11 protein-coding genes are annotated in these 15,454 nt (G+C 75.9%); 6 read left to right on the top strand and 5 right to left on the bottom strand.

Features of this window, described 5'->3' with window-relative positions; genetic code table 11:
* Positions 1–39 precede the first annotated feature (39 nt).
* Genes ACFQPP_RS00250 through ACFQPP_RS00240 form a run of 3 tightly spaced genes read left to right on the top strand, consistent with a single transcriptional unit; the run spans position 40 to position 6,850 of the window.
* On the top strand, positions 40–3,051 hold the full coding sequence (locus tag ACFQPP_RS00250; RefSeq protein WP_376914443.1) for a hypothetical protein: 3,012 nt from the start codon (positions 40–42) through the stop codon (positions 3,049–3,051).
* Positions 3,052–3,062: 11 nt separating this feature from the next.
* Positions 3,063–3,860 carry a hypothetical protein gene (locus ACFQPP_RS00245; protein ID WP_376914442.1) on the top strand — a complete coding sequence of 266 codons (798 nt, stop codon included), beginning with the start codon at positions 3,063–3,065 and terminating at the stop codon, positions 3,858–3,860.
* The gene (locus ACFQPP_RS00240; RefSeq protein WP_376914441.1) at positions 3,845–6,850 is read left to right on the top strand and encodes an AAA family ATPase; all 3,006 of its coding nucleotides are present in this window, start codon (positions 3,845–3,847) and stop codon (positions 6,848–6,850) included. Before ACFQPP_RS00245 ends, ACFQPP_RS00240 begins: the two co-directional genes overlap by 16 nt.
* 96 nt (positions 6,851–6,946) lie before the next feature.
* On the opposite strand, the gene ACFQPP_RS00235 is transcribed toward ACFQPP_RS00240, so the two are convergent.
* Together ACFQPP_RS00235 and ACFQPP_RS00230 are read right to left on the bottom strand one after the other, a co-directional pair.
* The gene (locus ACFQPP_RS00235) at positions 6,947–7,483 is read right to left on the bottom strand and encodes a sigma-70 family RNA polymerase sigma factor (RefSeq protein ID WP_376914440.1); all 537 of its coding nucleotides are present in this window, start codon (positions 7,481–7,483) and stop codon (positions 6,947–6,949) included.
* A 128-nt stretch (positions 7,484–7,611) separates the two neighbouring features.
* Positions 7,612–9,552, bottom strand: coding sequence for an Hsp70 family protein (locus tag ACFQPP_RS00230; protein ID WP_376914439.1), 1,941 nt, complete (start codon positions 9,550–9,552; stop codon positions 7,612–7,614).
* A 133-nt stretch (positions 9,553–9,685) separates the two neighbouring features.
* On the opposite strand from ACFQPP_RS00230, the gene ACFQPP_RS00225 reads away from it, so the two are divergent.
* Positions 9,686–10,357 carry a response regulator gene (locus ACFQPP_RS00225; RefSeq protein WP_376914438.1) on the top strand — a complete coding sequence of 224 codons (672 nt, stop codon included), beginning with the start codon at positions 9,686–9,688 and terminating at the stop codon, positions 10,355–10,357.
* Entirely contained in the window at positions 10,354–12,105 is a 1,752-nt protein-coding gene (locus ACFQPP_RS00220) for a hypothetical protein (protein ID WP_376914437.1), read from the top strand. The genes ACFQPP_RS00225 and ACFQPP_RS00220 overlap by 4 nt, the downstream gene beginning before the upstream one ends.
* 7 nt (positions 12,106–12,112) lie before the next feature.
* On the opposite strand, the gene ACFQPP_RS00215 is transcribed toward ACFQPP_RS00220, so the two are convergent.
* The 3 genes from ACFQPP_RS00215 to ACFQPP_RS00205 are packed head-to-tail and all read right to left on the bottom strand — an operon-like array spanning position 12,113 to position 13,842.
* Entirely contained in the window at positions 12,113–13,060 is a 948-nt protein-coding gene (locus ACFQPP_RS00215; RefSeq protein WP_376914436.1) for a sensor histidine kinase, read from the bottom strand.
* Positions 13,061–13,081: 21 nt separating this feature from the next.
* Positions 13,082–13,417, bottom strand: coding sequence for a hypothetical protein (locus ACFQPP_RS00210; protein WP_376914435.1), 336 nt, complete (start codon positions 13,415–13,417; stop codon positions 13,082–13,084).
* A 56-nt stretch (positions 13,418–13,473) separates the two neighbouring features.
* A complete protein-coding gene (locus ACFQPP_RS00205; RefSeq protein WP_376914434.1) occupies positions 13,474–13,842 on the bottom strand; it encodes a hypothetical protein in 369 nt (122 codons plus the stop codon).
* 160 nt (positions 13,843–14,002) lie between these two features.
* Between ACFQPP_RS00205 and ACFQPP_RS00200 the strand changes: the two genes are divergently transcribed.
* Entirely contained in the window at positions 14,003–15,367 is a 1,365-nt protein-coding gene (locus ACFQPP_RS00200) for an ABC transporter substrate-binding protein (protein ID WP_376914433.1), read from the top strand.
* Positions 15,368–15,454 lie beyond the last annotated feature (87 nt).

Below are 15,454 nucleotides of genomic sequence, written 5' to 3'. Positions count from 1 at the left end.
GACCCTGCGGCCGTGGTCGGGGTGAGGGAAGGGGGTGCCGTGACGTCGATCACCGTGGAGCGGACGGGGTTCGGGATCGTGGTCGCCGAGGACGGCGAGGCCGACGCGGCAGCGCTCCTCGACGGCCTGCCGCCGCTGCGCGCCGCACGGTACCTCACGGCGACGCCTGCCCTGCGGCAGGCGCTGCGCGATGCCGCCCCCGAGGTCGTCGACGCCGTGCTGCCCCATCTCGACGGCACCGTCGTCGTGCCGGATGCAGGGCTCGCCCGCGTCGGCGACGACGGCGCGACGGCCGGCAGCACGCGGCTCGCGCAGGCGCTCGGCGTCGCCGTCATCGCGCCCGAGGGCCGCTTCATCCCCTGCGAGGGCACGCTCTTCTCGGTCGGGGGAGGCGACGGCTGGATCGCGCAGAGCCCACGCGGGGCGCGCAAGCCCGCGGGCAGGCGCTACCCGGCGCCCACCTGGCAGCCGCAGCTGCCCGAGGATCTGCGCGGCGCGGCGCACATCCCGGCAGGGCTGTGGATCACGGCAGGCGCCGAGCCCCGGCACGCCGTGCACCTCGCGGGCATCGCGGTGCGCGAGCGACGCCTGCTCGTCGTCGTGGGCAGCCCCGCGGAGCCCGCGCCCACCGAGGAGCGGCTGCTCGACGTGCTGCGGGCGCTGCCCGTCGAGACGCGCTCGGCGGTCGTGCTCGCGGGCTACGGGCCGGGGAGCCTCCCGCTCGCGACGGCGCGCGCGCTCGCCGCATCCCTCGACCATCCGCTCCGCATCGCGCACGGCGTCGAGATCGACGGACGCCACGTGCGGATCGACGGCGACGAGGCGGCGCCTGTGCCCGCGCTCGCGCTCGAGAGCGTCTGCGACCCGGGCGGCACCGTGACGCTCGAGCGCTGGGCGACGCCCGCCGGGCTCGTCGCCGGCGACGACGGCGCGTACCGGCTGGGGGAGACGCCGAGGGTGCGCAGGTGTGCGGGCGACCGCTGGCTCGTGCACGTCGTGGCCGCCGGGATCGTGGTGCGATCCTCTGACGAGCCGCTCGTGGATCCTGCGGAGCTCGAGACGCCCGCCGACTCGCTCGGCGTCTTCCTGCAGTGCGACGGCGCCGGGCGCCCGGCGGCGCTGCCTGCGCTGCTCGGTCCGCTGCTCGAGCGCCTCGAGCGCGGCGGTCCCGTCTCGATCCATCCGGTCGACGCGGCAGCGAGGCGCGTCGTGCGCGACGCCTACCCGGGGCGGTGGGCGCCGACCGAGGCGCTCGCGATCACCGCCGACGGCAGGCTCGTCGCCGCGGAGGCGGATGCGAGCGGCGACACCGACGTGGAGCGCGTCGCCGACGCGACGGACGCCGAGGTCGTCGCGGATGCCGCCGTCGGCGAGGCCGAGGTCGGCGTCGATGCCCCGGTCGGCCTCGATGCCGAGGTCGTCGTCGCCGAGCTGGTGGGCGATGCGCAGGCCGACGGCGCGTCGGTCGACCCCGCCGCCTCGCAGCTCGTCGCGACCACGCCGGCTGCCGAGCGCGCGACCCGCGCGCTCGATGCCGCGCGGCATGCGAGCGCCGCCCACGCGGGCGTCGCGTCGCAGCCGACCACCTCCGAGCCCCGCACGGCCGACGTGCAGACGACCGTCGCGGCCGTCGTCGGCGGCGATGCGGAGGAGCGGGCGCCGCGCGAGAGCGCCGGCGCGGCGCGACGCCGGGCTCGCGACGCCGAGGTCACGAACGTGCGCAGCGCCGATGACGCGGCGGCGGCCTGGTACGCGGCTGCGCTGCCGCGACGGGTGGCCGAGCCCGCCGAGGACGCGGGGAGCGAGACGCCGAGCGCTCCGCCCGCGCCCGCGGCCAGGGCGGCGGAGCCCGCCGCGCCGCCCGCATCGCCCACGCGTCGCGCGGCCGCCGCCGCCGCGCCGGACGACGAGCCCGTGCGTCCCACGCGCGCCTCGAGCGCGGCACCGATCGACGAGCCCGCGCGTCCCGCGCGTGGCGCTGCGAGCGCCGCGCGGATCGACGAGCCCGTGCGTCCCGTGAGCGCTGCGAGCGCCGCGCAGATCGACGCGCCCGCGCGTGCCGAGCGCATCGACGCGGGCGCGGCGCGATCCGCGCAGCCGGCCTCCACCCCGGGCAGCGCCGCGAGCGACGCGCTGACGCGTGCCCTGCAGGGGTCGGCGGTCGCGCGCTCGCTCGGCGTCGCAGCCCGCGCGACCGTCGCGCCGGCGAACGTGCCGCATCCGACCGACCAGGCGCCCGCTGCCGCCGAGCCGGAGCGCGACGCCGACGACGGATCGACGACGCAGCCCACGACGGAGGCGGCGGCGCCCGCATCCGGGCCCGTCGCGTCGGAGCCTGCACGCCCGGCCGGGGAGGTCGCCGAGCCCGTGCGCGCCGCTCGCGTCGAGCGCAGCGACGCCACCCTCGACGTGCCCGCAGGCGCACGGTCGACCGCCGAGCAGCGGCACCGCGTGCGCACGGCGCTCGGCTCGCGCTACGACGTCGCCAGCCGCACCGTGTCGCAGCTGCTCGCCCAGCAGCCCGGCATGCGCGTGGCGTCCGGCGACCGCTCCGCGATGCTCACGGGACTCTCGCTCGTGCGCGTCTTCGCCACCGACCCGCACGGCGAGTACGACCTCGACTTCCACACGTGCCTCGCCGAGGGCCTCGCGATGCTGCCCACGGCCCGCTCCGTCGTCGTGCGCGGCATCCCGGTCGCCGCCGACGCGGCGACGGGCTCGACGCTGCGGCTGCGAGTGCCGCTCGTCGCCGCAGCGGCCGACGGCCCGGCGGCGGGTCCGTCCGAGGCGCTCATCTGGACGACGAGCGGGCGCAGGCTCGACCGCGTCCTCCACGGCGCTGCCGGCGCCGCCGACGTCGTCCTGCCCGCCGGCGCGCGGCTGCGCGTGCTCGGCAGCGTCGCGGGCTCGGCCCCGAGGCTGCTGCTCGCCGAGGAGGGGACCGACGCCGAGCAGGCGCTCGCGCGACTGCAGGCGGTGGCCGAGGCGCGCGGCGACCTCGGCGCGCACGCGCACGACCGCTGGCTGGGCGACCTCCCGCTGGCAGCATGAGGAGCACCGCGATGACGCACGAGCGCCCCACCGACGACCAGGTCGGCGAGCAGCCGGGCATGCTCGTGGCCGACGTGACCGACGTGACCGACGTGGCCGACGTGGCCGACGTGCCCGAGGTGGCCGACCCTGCCGACGTGGCCGACGTGCCCGAGGTGGCCGACCCTGCCGACGTGGTCGACGCGGTCGACGTGGCCGACCCTGCCGAGGTCACCGGCCCGATCGGTCCGCAGCCCGCGCCCGATGCGCCCTCCGTCGACCCGACCCCCGCCGCCCTCGTCGAGCACGACGCGACCGGCGTCGCCCCGGGGGCGCGGCCACGCCGCGAGCCACGCGGCGTCCGCGCCGGGCAGCGGATGCGCGGCTTCCTCCACGGCGTCGCCGCACGGCTCGCGCACCGTCGGAGCCCCGCCCCGCCGAGGGTCGCTCGCGTGTTCGACGGCCACCGCGACGGCCGGCCCTGGTTCGCGCCCGAGCATCGCGTCGTCGTCGACCGGGCCGAGCGCGACGGCCTGCTCGCGCTGCTGCGCTCCGGCTCGGTCGTCGTGCACGCCGCGCGGCCGCTGCGCGACGACCTCGGCGACCACGACGCCGCCGTCCCCGCATCCCTGCGCTCGGACGGCACGTGGATCTGGAGCGACGCCTCCGCGTACTACCTCGAGCGGCACTGGATCGCGCCGGATGCCGAGCTCGTCGCGCACCTGCGCACCGCCGGTCCGCCGGCGGCCATCGACGCGAAGACCTGGCAGCGGCTCTCGGCCGCCATCCGCCCCGACGCCTGGGAGGGCACGACATGGCCACTCGACTGATCGCGCAGGAGCGCTCGGTGCTCACCGTCGCCGCCGACAACCCCGACTGCCATCAGTCGATCGCGTCGGCCGTGGCATCCGCGAACGACGGCGACGTCATCTCCATCCGCCCGGGCGTCTACCGCGAGTCGGTCACGATCGACCGCGCCGTCTCGCTCTCGGGCGTCGGCGACGCCGGCGAGGTGCGCATCGAGGGCACCGGCGGCCCCGCGGTGCGCAGCGCAGCCGTCGAGGTGCGCGTCTCGGGCGTGACGATCGCCCGCGCCGAGGGCGACGTGGCCGTCGACGTCGAGTCGGGTGCGCTGTCGCTCGACGACTGCACGATCGAGGCGTCGACGGAGGTCGCGCTCGTGGTGCGTGCCGAGGCGCAGCTGTCGATGCACGACACGAGCGTCGCGAACGACGTGGGCGCGGGCGTGCTCGTCTACGAGGGGGGCCGCACGGAGATGTCGGGTGGCAGGCTGCACGACGTCGCGACGACGGCGCTCGTGGTGCGCGGCCCGAGCGCCGCGCACCTCGTCGACGCCGCCATCGCGTCGGCGCAGGGCGGGCTGCTCGTCGCCGACGGCGGCCAGCTCACGATCGTGCGCGGCACGATCGGCGCGATCGCGAACGCGGCCATCACGGTCGAGGGCGGCGCGAGCCTCGACGCGACCGGCACCGTCGTCGCCGACAGCGACGGCATCGGCCTGCTCGTCACCTCCGGCGGCTCCGCGACGCTCGCCGACGTCACGATGCGGCACCTCGGCGGCCAGGGCGTCGTCGGCATGGCAGACGCGAGCATCGAGCTCTCCGGCGTCGGCATCCACGACGGCGCGACGCATGCGCTGCACCTCATCGAACGCGCACGGCTCACGGGGGAGACGTGCGAGCTGCGCGGCGCAGGGCACGATGCCGTCGTCGTCGCGGGCTCGGCGTCGCTCACGCTCGCCGACTCCACGATCCAACGGCCCGGCGGCACCGGCGTGACGGTCTCCGACGAGGCGACCGCTGCGCTCACGAACGTGCGCATCGTCGAGCCCGAGGGGGAGGGAGCCGTCGCGCGCGACGCCGCGCGGCTCGTGCTCGAGGGCGGCTCGGTGCGCGGTGGCAGGCACGGCGTCGCGTGGGAGGACTCGTCGACCGGCGCGCTGCGGCGCACGCGGGTCGTCGACGTCGCGGGCGAGGCCGTGCGCGTCGACCCGGACGCCGACGTCGAGCTCGACGGGCTGCGGCAGGCCGACGACGAGGATGCGCACGACGGCGCCCCCGCTCGGGAGCGCGCCGACGGCGACGGCGCCCGTCGTGCGGAGCCCGAGCAGGCGCCGGGAGGCGAGAGCGAGCTCGAGCGCCTCCTCGCCGAGCTCGACCAGCTCGTCGGCCTCGACAGCGTCAAGCGCCAGGTGGAGACGCTCGTGCGCATGCACCAGATGGCGGAGCGCCGTGCCGAGGCCGGGCTGCCCTCGCCGCCCGTCTCGCGGCACCTCGTCTTCGCGGGCTCGCCCGGCACGGGCAAGACGACGGTCGCCCGGCTCTACGGCCGCATCCTCGCCGCCCTCGGCGTCGTGCGCACCGGCCAGCTCGTCGAGGTCGCGCGCCCCGACCTCGTGGCGGCCGTCATCGGCGGCACGGCCATCAAGACGACGGAGATGTTCGACAAGGCGCTCGGCGGCGTGCTGTTCATCGACGAGGCCTACGCGCTGTCGAAGGACGGCGGGTCGAGCAACGACTTCGGCGGCGAGGCCATCGACACGCTCGTGAAGCTCATGGAGGACCACCGCGACGACGTCGTGGTCATCGTCGCCGGCTACACGAACGACATGCGCACGTTCATGGCGGCGAACCCCGGCCTGTCCTCGCGGTTCTCGCGCACCATCGAGTTCACCGACTACTCCTCCGCCGAGATGGTGACGATCGTCGAGGGCCTCTGCAGGGCGAACCACTACAGCCTCGAGTTCGAGACGCGCGCCGCGCTGCACGACTACTTCACGAAGCTGCCGCGCGACGAGACCTTCGGCAACGGCCGCACGGCCCGCAAGGTGTTCGAGGAGATGCTCGGCAGGCAGGCGTATCGGCTGGGCACCGCAGACGAGGTCGACGCGTTGACGCTCACCCGGCTCGTGCCCGACGACCTCGGGCCGCTGCCCGGATCCTCGATCGGCGCGGGCGTCGGTCGCGTCGACGACGAGCGCGTCGAGCAGCTGCTCGGCACGCTGCGCGAGCTCGTCGGGCTCGACGGCGTGAAGGAGGAGGTGCAGGGGATGGTCGACCTGCTGACCTCCGCGCGGCGCAGGCAGGCGGCGGGGCTGCCGGCGCCCTCCCTCAGCAGGCACCTGATCTTCGCCGGCCCTCCAGGCACGGGCAAGACGACGGTCGCGCGCCTCTACGGCTCGCTCCTCACGGCGCTCGGCGTCCTCGCCCAGGGGCAGGTCACCGAGGTGTCGCGCGCCGACCTCGTCGGCGAGTACGTCGGGCACACGGCGCGCAGGACGACGGAGGCCTTCGATCGCGCCCGCGGCGGCGTGCTCTTCATCGACGAGGCGTACACGCTCGCCTCCGGCGGCGGAGGCGGCAACGACTTCGGCAAGGAGTCGGTCGACACGCTCGTGAAGCTCATGGAGGACCACCGCGACGAGGTCGTCGTGATCGCGGCGGGCTACGAGCGCGAGATGGATCAGTTCCTCGCGACGAACCCCGGCCTCGACTCGCGCTTCTCGCACCGCGTGCGGTTCGCGAACTACACGCCCGACGAGCTCGTGACCATCGTGAACCAGCATGCGACGAGCTCGGGCTACGAGTGCACGGGCTCCACGGTCGCGGCGCTGCGGGGCCACTTCACCGCCGTCGACCGCTCGGCGTCGTTCGGCAACGGCCGGTACGCGCGGCAGGTCATGGATGCGGCGATCGCCAACCATGCCCGGCGCACGCGGGCGATCGACGACCCGTCGATGGACGACCTCGTGCTGCTGCTGCCGGAGGACGTGCCGCTGCCCGAGGCGATCGGCGCGTGACGGCGCGCGCTCGGCCGCACGCCGAGCCCGCGCATCGCGCCGCGCGCAGCAGCGCGCCCGCCGGATCCTCGGATCCGACGGGCGCGAAGCCGTGCGTCAGGCTGCGAGCGCCGTCTGCGAGCGCATCGTGCGCAGCGCGTGGAACACGCGGCTCTTCACGGTGCCCACGGGCACGCCGAGGCGCTCGGCGGCGGATGCGGTGGTCTGGTCGGCGAGGTACACCTCCGCGAGCGTCCTGCGGTGCGCCTGCGAGACGTGCGCGAGCAGCTCGGTCACGAGCACCCGATCCTCGACCTCGCGGGCCGGGTCGTCGAGCGCGGCCGCGCGCTCCTCGTCGAACTCCGACCAGGCGATCTCGGTGGGGCGCGCTCGTCGGGCCCGGTGGTGGTCCATGGCGATGTTGTGCGTGACGCGCGTCAGCCATCCGCGCACGGATCCCTGCTGCTCGGTGAGGCGGTCGAGGTGCCGCCATGCGCGCAGCAGGGTCTCCTGCACGACGTCCTCCGCGGCGGCGACGTCGCCGCCCATGAGGCTCGTCGCGTAGCGCACGAGTCCGTGTCGGTGCGCGGCGACGAGCTCGTCGAACGCGGTGGTGCTGGTGGTGGTGGCGCGGGGTGCTGCGGTGATGGCCATGATCGGGTCCCTCCGTCGGTCGACGTCCGGTTCGATCGTCCGACCGCGCGGAGGCGCTGTCTCTGGGCCCATCCCTCCCTTCGGGAGGTCGGCCCGAGGCCGACGGTAGGGGTGTCCCTACGGCTGCATCACGTGCCGCATCGCACGGCGGCCGGCTCGGCGCCTGCGAGGTTCTCCCAGCGGATCTCCGAGAACGTGAGGTCGAGGTCGCCGCTCGCGAGCGCGAGGAAGGGCGTGTCGACGGCCTCGGCGGCGAGCCCGGCCTCCGTGAAGCACGACGCGGGGATGACGACGTGCTGCGTGGCGCCCTCGTCGATGCCGTTGATCGTGCTCGTCATGTCGACCGACGCGCCGCACGGGTAGCCGCAGTGCGCGGCGATCTCGATGCGCTCGGCGGCGCCCGCGTTGCGGGTGACGTCGAAGACGAGCGCTCCGTCGTCGGCGGCGATGGCGGCGAGGTCGAGCACGTCGGCGGTGCTCTGCGCGTACATCTGGGCCGGTCCGCCGCTCGTCCAGCTCGCTCGCAGGCCGGCGTCGGTCTGGGTGAGGGTCAGGTGCGGGCGGGTCGCCTCGCCCTCGGCGAGGGCCGTCGACCCCCACACGCCCGACTCGTCGTTCGACTGCACGAACCATCCGAGCCCGGCCGTCGAGCTGCCGCCCGTGAGGATCGGCGAGGCGACGGTCGCGATCTGGGTGTCGCCGGCGTCGGGGTCGTCGGGCGCGGAGGCCGTGACGGTGGGCGGCGTGCTCGCGGACTCGCTCGCCTGCGCCTGCTGCGTGGAGGGAGGGTTGGCGCCTGCGACGTCGGATGCGCTCGCGCGTCCGAGCACGACGGCCACGACGATGGCCGCGACGACGAGTGCGGCGAGGGCGACGCCGGCGAGGATCGCCGTGCCGCGCGGCACCCGGGGGCGCGTCGCCGTCGCTCGCGGCGCTCGCCAGGCGCCCGCGTCGTCGGATGCGGGCGCCGCCGTGGCAGCCGGGCTCGTCGTCGTCGCGGGCTCGCCGGCGGCGAGCGCCCTCGCGTGCTCGGCCGCGCCGAGGGCGACGGTGAACTTGGGGTGGTGGGTGGCGGCGACGGGCCCGCCGACGCGCGCGACCTCCTCGGCGACGAGCGGGATGCGCGACGAGCCGCCGGCGAGGATCACGACGTCGACGGCGTCGGCGTCGATGCCGGCCGAGTCGATCGTGCGCAGCAGCGCGGCGACCGCGAGCTCGACCGAGGGGCGGATGCCGCGCTCGAGGTCGGCGCGCGCGATCGTGAGCGCGTGGTCGGCGTCGTCGAACGGCAGCCGCACGACGGTCTCGTCGCGCACCGACAGCGCCTCCTTCGCGCTCGTGCACGCGTCGTCGATCGCGACGAGCATCGCGGCGTCGTCGGGGTCGGCGGCGTCGAGCGCCGAGATGCGGCCGCCGGTGCGCTGGTCGAGCAGGCCGCGGATCACGTCGTCGAAGTCGTCGCCGCCGAGGTGCTCGACGCCCTCGGGGGTGCCGAGCACCTCGAAGCCGCCTGCGGCCATCCGCAGCACCGTCGCGTCGAACGTGCGCCCGCCGAGGTCGAAGACGGCCACGATCGCGCCCTCCTCGAGCCGACGCTCGCGGGCGACGGACGTCGCGGTGGCGACGGGCTCGGTGACGATCTCGTCGATCACGACGCCCGAGAGCTCGCCGATGCGTGCGAACTGCTCGCTGCGGTAGGGGCCCCACGCGGCGGGGCACGTGAGCACCACGCGCTCGGGCGGTGCGCCCTGCTGCTCGACGATCTGAGCCACGACGTCGCGCAGCTGTGCGGCCATCAGCGTCTCGGGCGGGAAGCCCGCCCCGCCGACGATGATCGGCGTCGGGTCGCCGAGACGGCGCTTGAACCCGCGCACGAGCCGCGCGGGCTCGCCGTCGGCCGCGGCGTCGAGGGCGGCCTGGCCGGTGAGGATGGCCCCATCCGCGGCGCAGAACGCGGCGGATGGCACGACGAGCAGCGGGGAGAGCTGCGCGGCTCGCGTGCCCAGGTCGTCGCCGATCGCTGCCGCGATCGACGTGGTGCCGAGGTCGACGCCGATGGAGTATCGCACGGTGCTGACGATAGACGACGGGGGCGACGGGAGTGTGGCGTCGACCGCCTTCCACGGCGACCCGGCATCGCAATAGCATGAGCCCGGATCCCGCTGCGGCGGGGTGGGACGGCGTGCGAGAGGCGGGGGATCGATGCGTGTCGCGATCGCCGACGACGGCTCGCTCTTCCGCGAGGGCCTCGTGCTGCTGCTCGACGCCGCGGGCCACGAGGTCGTCGCCGCCCACGACGACGGCGACCAGCTGCTCGCGACGCTCGGCGAGCAGCACGTCGACATCGCCGTGCTCGACATCCGCATGCCGCCGGGCGAGGAGGGCGGGCTCTCGACGGCCACGCGCATCCGCGCGCGCCACCCCGAGGTCGGGCTGCTGCTGCTGTCGCACTACGCCGAGTCGCACTACCTGCGCACGATGCTGTCGATCGGCACGGAGGCCATCGGCTATCGCCTCAAGGAGCGCATCGCGGGCGTGCGCATGCTGAACGACACGCTCGAGCGCATCATGGCGCGGGAGATCGTCATCGAGCCGGCGCTCGCGAGCCGGCTCGTCGAGATCGGCGAGCACCGCGACGGCGTCGTCGGCGCGCTGGGCGCGCGCGAGCTCGACGTGCTGCGGCTCATGGCCGAGGGGCGGGCGAACCGCTCGATCGCCGAGGAGCTCTTCGTGTCGGTCAAGGCGGTCGAGAAGCACGTCGCCTCGCTGTTCGTGAAGCTCGGCATCCCCGCCGACGCGACGATGCATCACCGCAGGGTGCTCGCCGTGCTCACGTACCTGCAGGCGCAGAAGGTCGGCGGCGGCGGGCGATGACGGCGCACGCCGCCCCGCGCGGGGTCGTCGAGCTCGTCGCGACGACCCCGCGCGAGGCGCTGCTGCCCGCGCTGCTCGAGCACGTCGCGCGCGGCGTCGCGACCCGCGGGGAGCCGGTGCCGCAGGTGCGGCTGCTGCGACGCCTGGCCGACGGCCATCACCAGCAGCTCGCCGTCTGGCCGGAGGAGGCGGTCGCGCCGAGCGGGGATGCCTCGCGGCATCCCGTGCCCGGCGTCGGCGTGCTCGAGATCCGCCCGCGTCCCGACCTGGCGAGCGCACGCCGGGCCGTGCTCGTCGACGAGGCCTGCGCGTGGATCGGCGCGACCGTGCGGGCGGCGCGCGCCATGCGAGGGCTCGACCGCGCCCGGCGAGCAGCCGTGCAGCGCGAGGGGGAGGCCGAGCGCGCGCAGGTCCGTGCGGCGCGCGTGCGGGAGGGCGAGCGCATCCGCCTCGTCGAGACGGTCACGACCGCGACGGTGCATGACCTCGCCGCGCTGCGCGGCATGCTCGCCCAGCCGGCGGACGAGCTCGACTGGTCCGGGGTGCACGCGCTCGCCGACCGGGTCATCGACGACCTGCGCGACGCCGTGCGGGGCGTGTTCCCCGCGATGCTGCCGGAGCGGGGCGTCGAGGAGACGCTGCGCGAGCTCGCGGCCGCGCTGCCCGTGCACGTCGACGTCGATGGCGACCTCGGGCGACGGGCGGGCTGGGACGTCGAGTCGGGGTTCTACCACGCCGTGGCTAGGGCGATGACGGCGCTCGCGAGGGCGGGCGCTCGCATGCGGGTCGTGCTGCGCCGCGGGGCCGCGCTCGTCGCGACGATCGAGGGCTCGGGGGCGCTCGAGGCGGCCGCCGTCGCGCGCGCGCTCGGTGCGGATGCCGAGCGCATCGGCTCGCTCGGCGGCGAGCTCTCGACGCGAGCGCTCGACGACGTCGGCCGCGTCGAGGTCGTCGTGACGATGCCGGATCGCAGCGAGGTCACGTCGCTGCCCATCGCGGGCGCGCAGATCGCGGCGCGGCCCGTGCACGGCAGGGTGTCGACGCTCGTCGAGACCGCCGGGCTGCCCCCGGACGAGCTCGAGGACTGCCGCGACGCCCTCGTGGCCCCCGTGGCGCTGCTCGTCGTGCAGGGGCCGCTGCCCGCGCCCATGCCGGGCGTGCAGACGCTCCTGTGCGATGCGGCGCCCGACGTCGCGCTCGCCGAGCAGATCCACGCCCGCGACGGGCGGTGGGGCGACGTCGACGCGGTCGTGTGCGCGCTCGCGCCGCGTCCGGGCTTCGCTGCGGCGCTCCGGCACGAGCAGCTGCTGTTCCGCGACGGCACCGCACCCGCGGAGGCGGTCGCGGCGCTCTCGGCGAGGGCGCCCGTGCTCGCAGCGCGCCGCGTGCTCGCGCGGCTCGCCGCGCATGCCGCGCGGGAGGACGACGCGTCGCTGCGCTGGCAGATCGACGAGCTGCGCGCCGCGGCGCACGAGCTGGTCGAGGATCGGCTGCTCGACGAGGTCGCGAGCGGCACGGCGGCCGAGGTGGTCGACGCGGAGGCGGCGCGGCTCGCAGGCGCCGAGGGCGGCGAGGCGCGCACGAGGCTCCGCCTGCCGCCGGACGCCGATGCCGAGGGCGTGCGGGTCGCGGCGCTCGCGGCGGTCGAGCACTGGCAGCGGGTGGCTGCGCGGCCGGGGCTCGACAGCGCGGGGCGCAGGGCGGCCGACGTGCTGCAGCGCAGCGCCGCGGGGCTCCTCGTGCGCTGACGCCGCGTCAGTACGGAGCGGAGGCCACGACGCGCGTGCCCGCGCCGGGCGTCGAGCGCACCTCGAGCGCGCCGCCGATGGCCTCGATGCGCTCGGCGAGGTGCGCGAGGCCGCCCACCTCGCCACCCGCGTCGAAGCCGGGTCCGTCGTCGCGGACCTCGACGCGCGCGCGTCCGGCGTCGAGCCGCGCCTCGACGGCGATCCTCGCGCCCCCTGCGTGCTTGCGGGCGTTGCTCACGGCCTCGAGCGCGGCGTAGTAGAGCGCCGACTCGACGGCCGGCATGAGCCTCGGGATGTCGGCCCGCACGACGACGCCGGGGCCTGCGAGCGCCTGCAGGGCACCCTGCAGGCCCGAGGTCGCGAGGGCCTTGGGCAGCACGCCCCTCGCGGTCGCGACGAGGAGCGACTCCGCGGCGTCGAGCTGCGCGCGCAGCGCGGCGAGCCGCACCTCGCCGTCCGGCTCGAGCCGGCGGTGGTCGGCGAGCGCGATCGACATCCGCAGCGCGACGAGATGGTGCTGCGCGCCGTCGTGCAGGTCTCGCTCGAGGCGGCGCCGCTCATGCTCCATGTCCGCCGAGGCGCGCCATCGCGCGTCGTCGATGCGTGCGACGGCCTCCTGCTGCCTGCGCCTCGCATGCCACGTCGCATCCTCGGCGGCGTACGGCGTGAGCAGCAGCAGGAGCGGCTGCCACGCCTCCGGCGCGGGCATCGCATCGGCGGGCGCGACGATCGCGACCACGTCGGGGTTCGCGCCGAGCACGAGCGTCGCGGCGTCGTCGTCCGCTCGTGCGCCGCGCGCGCTCCAGCTCAGCGACTTCGCGCCGAGCCGCAGCTCGCAGCGCGTCGCGCCGATGGCCTCGGCCACGATGCCGACGAGCGTCGACGGCGGCGGCGGCGTCTCGGTCTCGAGCAGCGCGGCGGTCAACGCCGCGCCGATCCTGTCTGCGGCGCGCATGCTGCTGCTGCCGCGCCCGGGTCAGACGCCCAGCTCGTCGAGCGCCGCCTCGAGCGTCTCCTGCTCGGCGGAGGGCTCCGCGCCGTCCTCGGGCACGACGAGCACGCCGTAGCCGTCGTCGACGGGCACGACGAGCCCCACGACCTCGCCGCCGACGACGACCTCGAGCACGGCGTCCGCGCGGCCACCGTCGAGGGTGAAGGGCGTGCCCTCCTCGTCGTCGCCCGCGGGCACCTCGGCCATGTACGAGGACTCCTCGCGCTGCGGGCCTCGCAGCAGCACGTCCGTGCCGTGGTGGTCGAAGTGGAGCGCGGTCTCGGCGACCGCCTCCACGAATGCGTCGTCCAGATCCGTCATGTCCCAAGCCTCTCGCGTGCGACGCGTCGACCGCCACCCGGTTGCGGCCGTGGCGGTCAGCGCACGTCCTCGTCGGGGTCCTCGCCCAGCAGCGCTCGCCGTGCGCGCTCGCGCTCCGCCGCGTCGATGCGGCCGGCTGCGAACGCCTCGTCGAGCTCGGCGAGCCGCTGCTCGAGGGGTGCGTCGTCGGGTGCGGAGGGCGAGGGCGGGCCGGAGGCCGACGCTCGGTCGTCGTCGCGCGACCAGGGCCGCCTGGGCAGCGGCGGCGCGCCGTCCTGCAGCTCGCGATTGCGACGCATGGCCGCGACCATGGCCGCGATGCCGACGACGCCCGCGGCGACGACGACGACCGCGATGAGGATGCGCAGCCATTCGGGCATGCCCGACGCGGGCAGCAGGATGGCGGGGAGGTCGGTGGCGGCCATGCGCCCACGCTACGCGCGTCCGCGGCGCGACGAGCAGCCCGCATCGTCATGCTGCACGAACCGACCACCCGCCGCAACGGCCTGCTGCGGCGTCGCGGCGCGCGCCTACGGTCGCATCGGGCGGGCCCAGGGGCGTCGGCCGAGGACGAAGGAGTCGAGGATGCGCAGGGGACGGATGGCGGTGGTCGCGGCGGGAGCCGCGACGGTGCTGGCGATGACGGGGTGCGGCGGAGGGTCGGCGAACGGCCCGATCGAGTTCACCGACGAGACCGAGGATGCGCTCGAGGTGTGGGGCTTCGAGAACGCCGACGACGTGGGCCAGTCGCGGCTCGACCACGCCGCCGCGCAGCTCGACGGCGTCGAGATCGAGATCGACGCGGCGGCGTTCGACGCGCAGCGCTTCACGGCGCAGGCGGCGAGCGGCGACCTGCCCGACGTCGTGCAGATGGATCGCAACTTCGTGGCGACGTACGCGGCGCAGGGCCTCATCGTGCCGCTCGACGAGTGCATGGCGCTGCAGGACGTCGACCCTGCCGAGCGCTGGTACCCGCAGGTCGCGGCCGACGTCACCTACGACGACCAGGTGTGGGGCGTGCCGCAGTTCTACCAGCCGCCGCTCGTGCTGCTCAACGAGCGCGTGCTCGCGGAGTCCGGGCTCGACGCATCCGCGTTCGACCTGACGGATGCGGACGGCGTCGTCGCGGCGGCCGAGCAGATGACGGTGCTCGAGGGCGGCGTGCCCACGCGCATCGGCTTCGACCCGCAGGGCGTGTCGAAGGCGGCGCTGTGGATGCTCGCGTTCGGCGGCAGCATCGTCGACGACGAGGGCGTGCCCTCGCTCGACGACCCGGCGAACCTCGAGGCCATCGAGTTCCTGCAGCAGGTGTACGACGCGCAGGGCGGCTACGCGGAGGTGCGTTCGTTCGTCGACGCCTTCGACCTCTTCGGCGACGGCAACCCGTACGTGACCGACCAGGTCGGCGCGGCGGTCTTCGACCAGTGGTACGTCAACGTGCTCACGCCGTACGCGGCGCAGGTCGAGCTCGGCGCGACGCCGCTCGTCGATGCCGAGGGCGCGCCGTTCACGGCGGCGAGCGGCCAGGCGTTCGTCGTGCCGATCGGCGCGGAGCATCCGTCGGCGGCGTGCCGGTGGATGCTCGAGCTCACGAGCGAGGACGCGTGGATGGCGGCGGGCGAGGCGCGTGCCGAGACGACGGCGGCCGAGCCGGAGCGCAACGGCATCAACGCGGGCCTCTTCACGGGCTCGCCCGCTGCCGACGAGGCCGTGCGCGCCGAGTTCGTGCAGGAGACCGACTACCCGGGCTTCGACTCCACCATCCAGGCGTACTACGACGTCGCGGCCGAGGGCGTCTCCTTCGGTGCGACGCCCGCCGGCCAGCAGCTGCAGTCCGAGCTGCAGGATGCGGTGCTCTCGACCCTGCTCGGCGAGGCGAGCGCCGAGGATGCGCTCGCCGATGCGCAGGACGCCGCGATGCGCGCCTACGACCAGGTCTCGGGCGGCTAGGCGCTCGGCCGCCCGCGCCGCGGCGCCCGCCCTCGGGCGGCGTCGCGGTCGGCGTCGTGCCCGGCAGCGCCGGTGGCCGCTCGGCGG

This window comes from Agrococcus sp. GCM10030265, assembly GCF_042666675.1.
GTDB lineage: Bacteria > Actinomycetota > Actinomycetes > Actinomycetales > Microbacteriaceae > Agrococcus.
The sequence above is the reverse complement of the archived record's forward strand: the minus strand, read 5'-3'. Positions and strand labels throughout refer to the sequence as shown.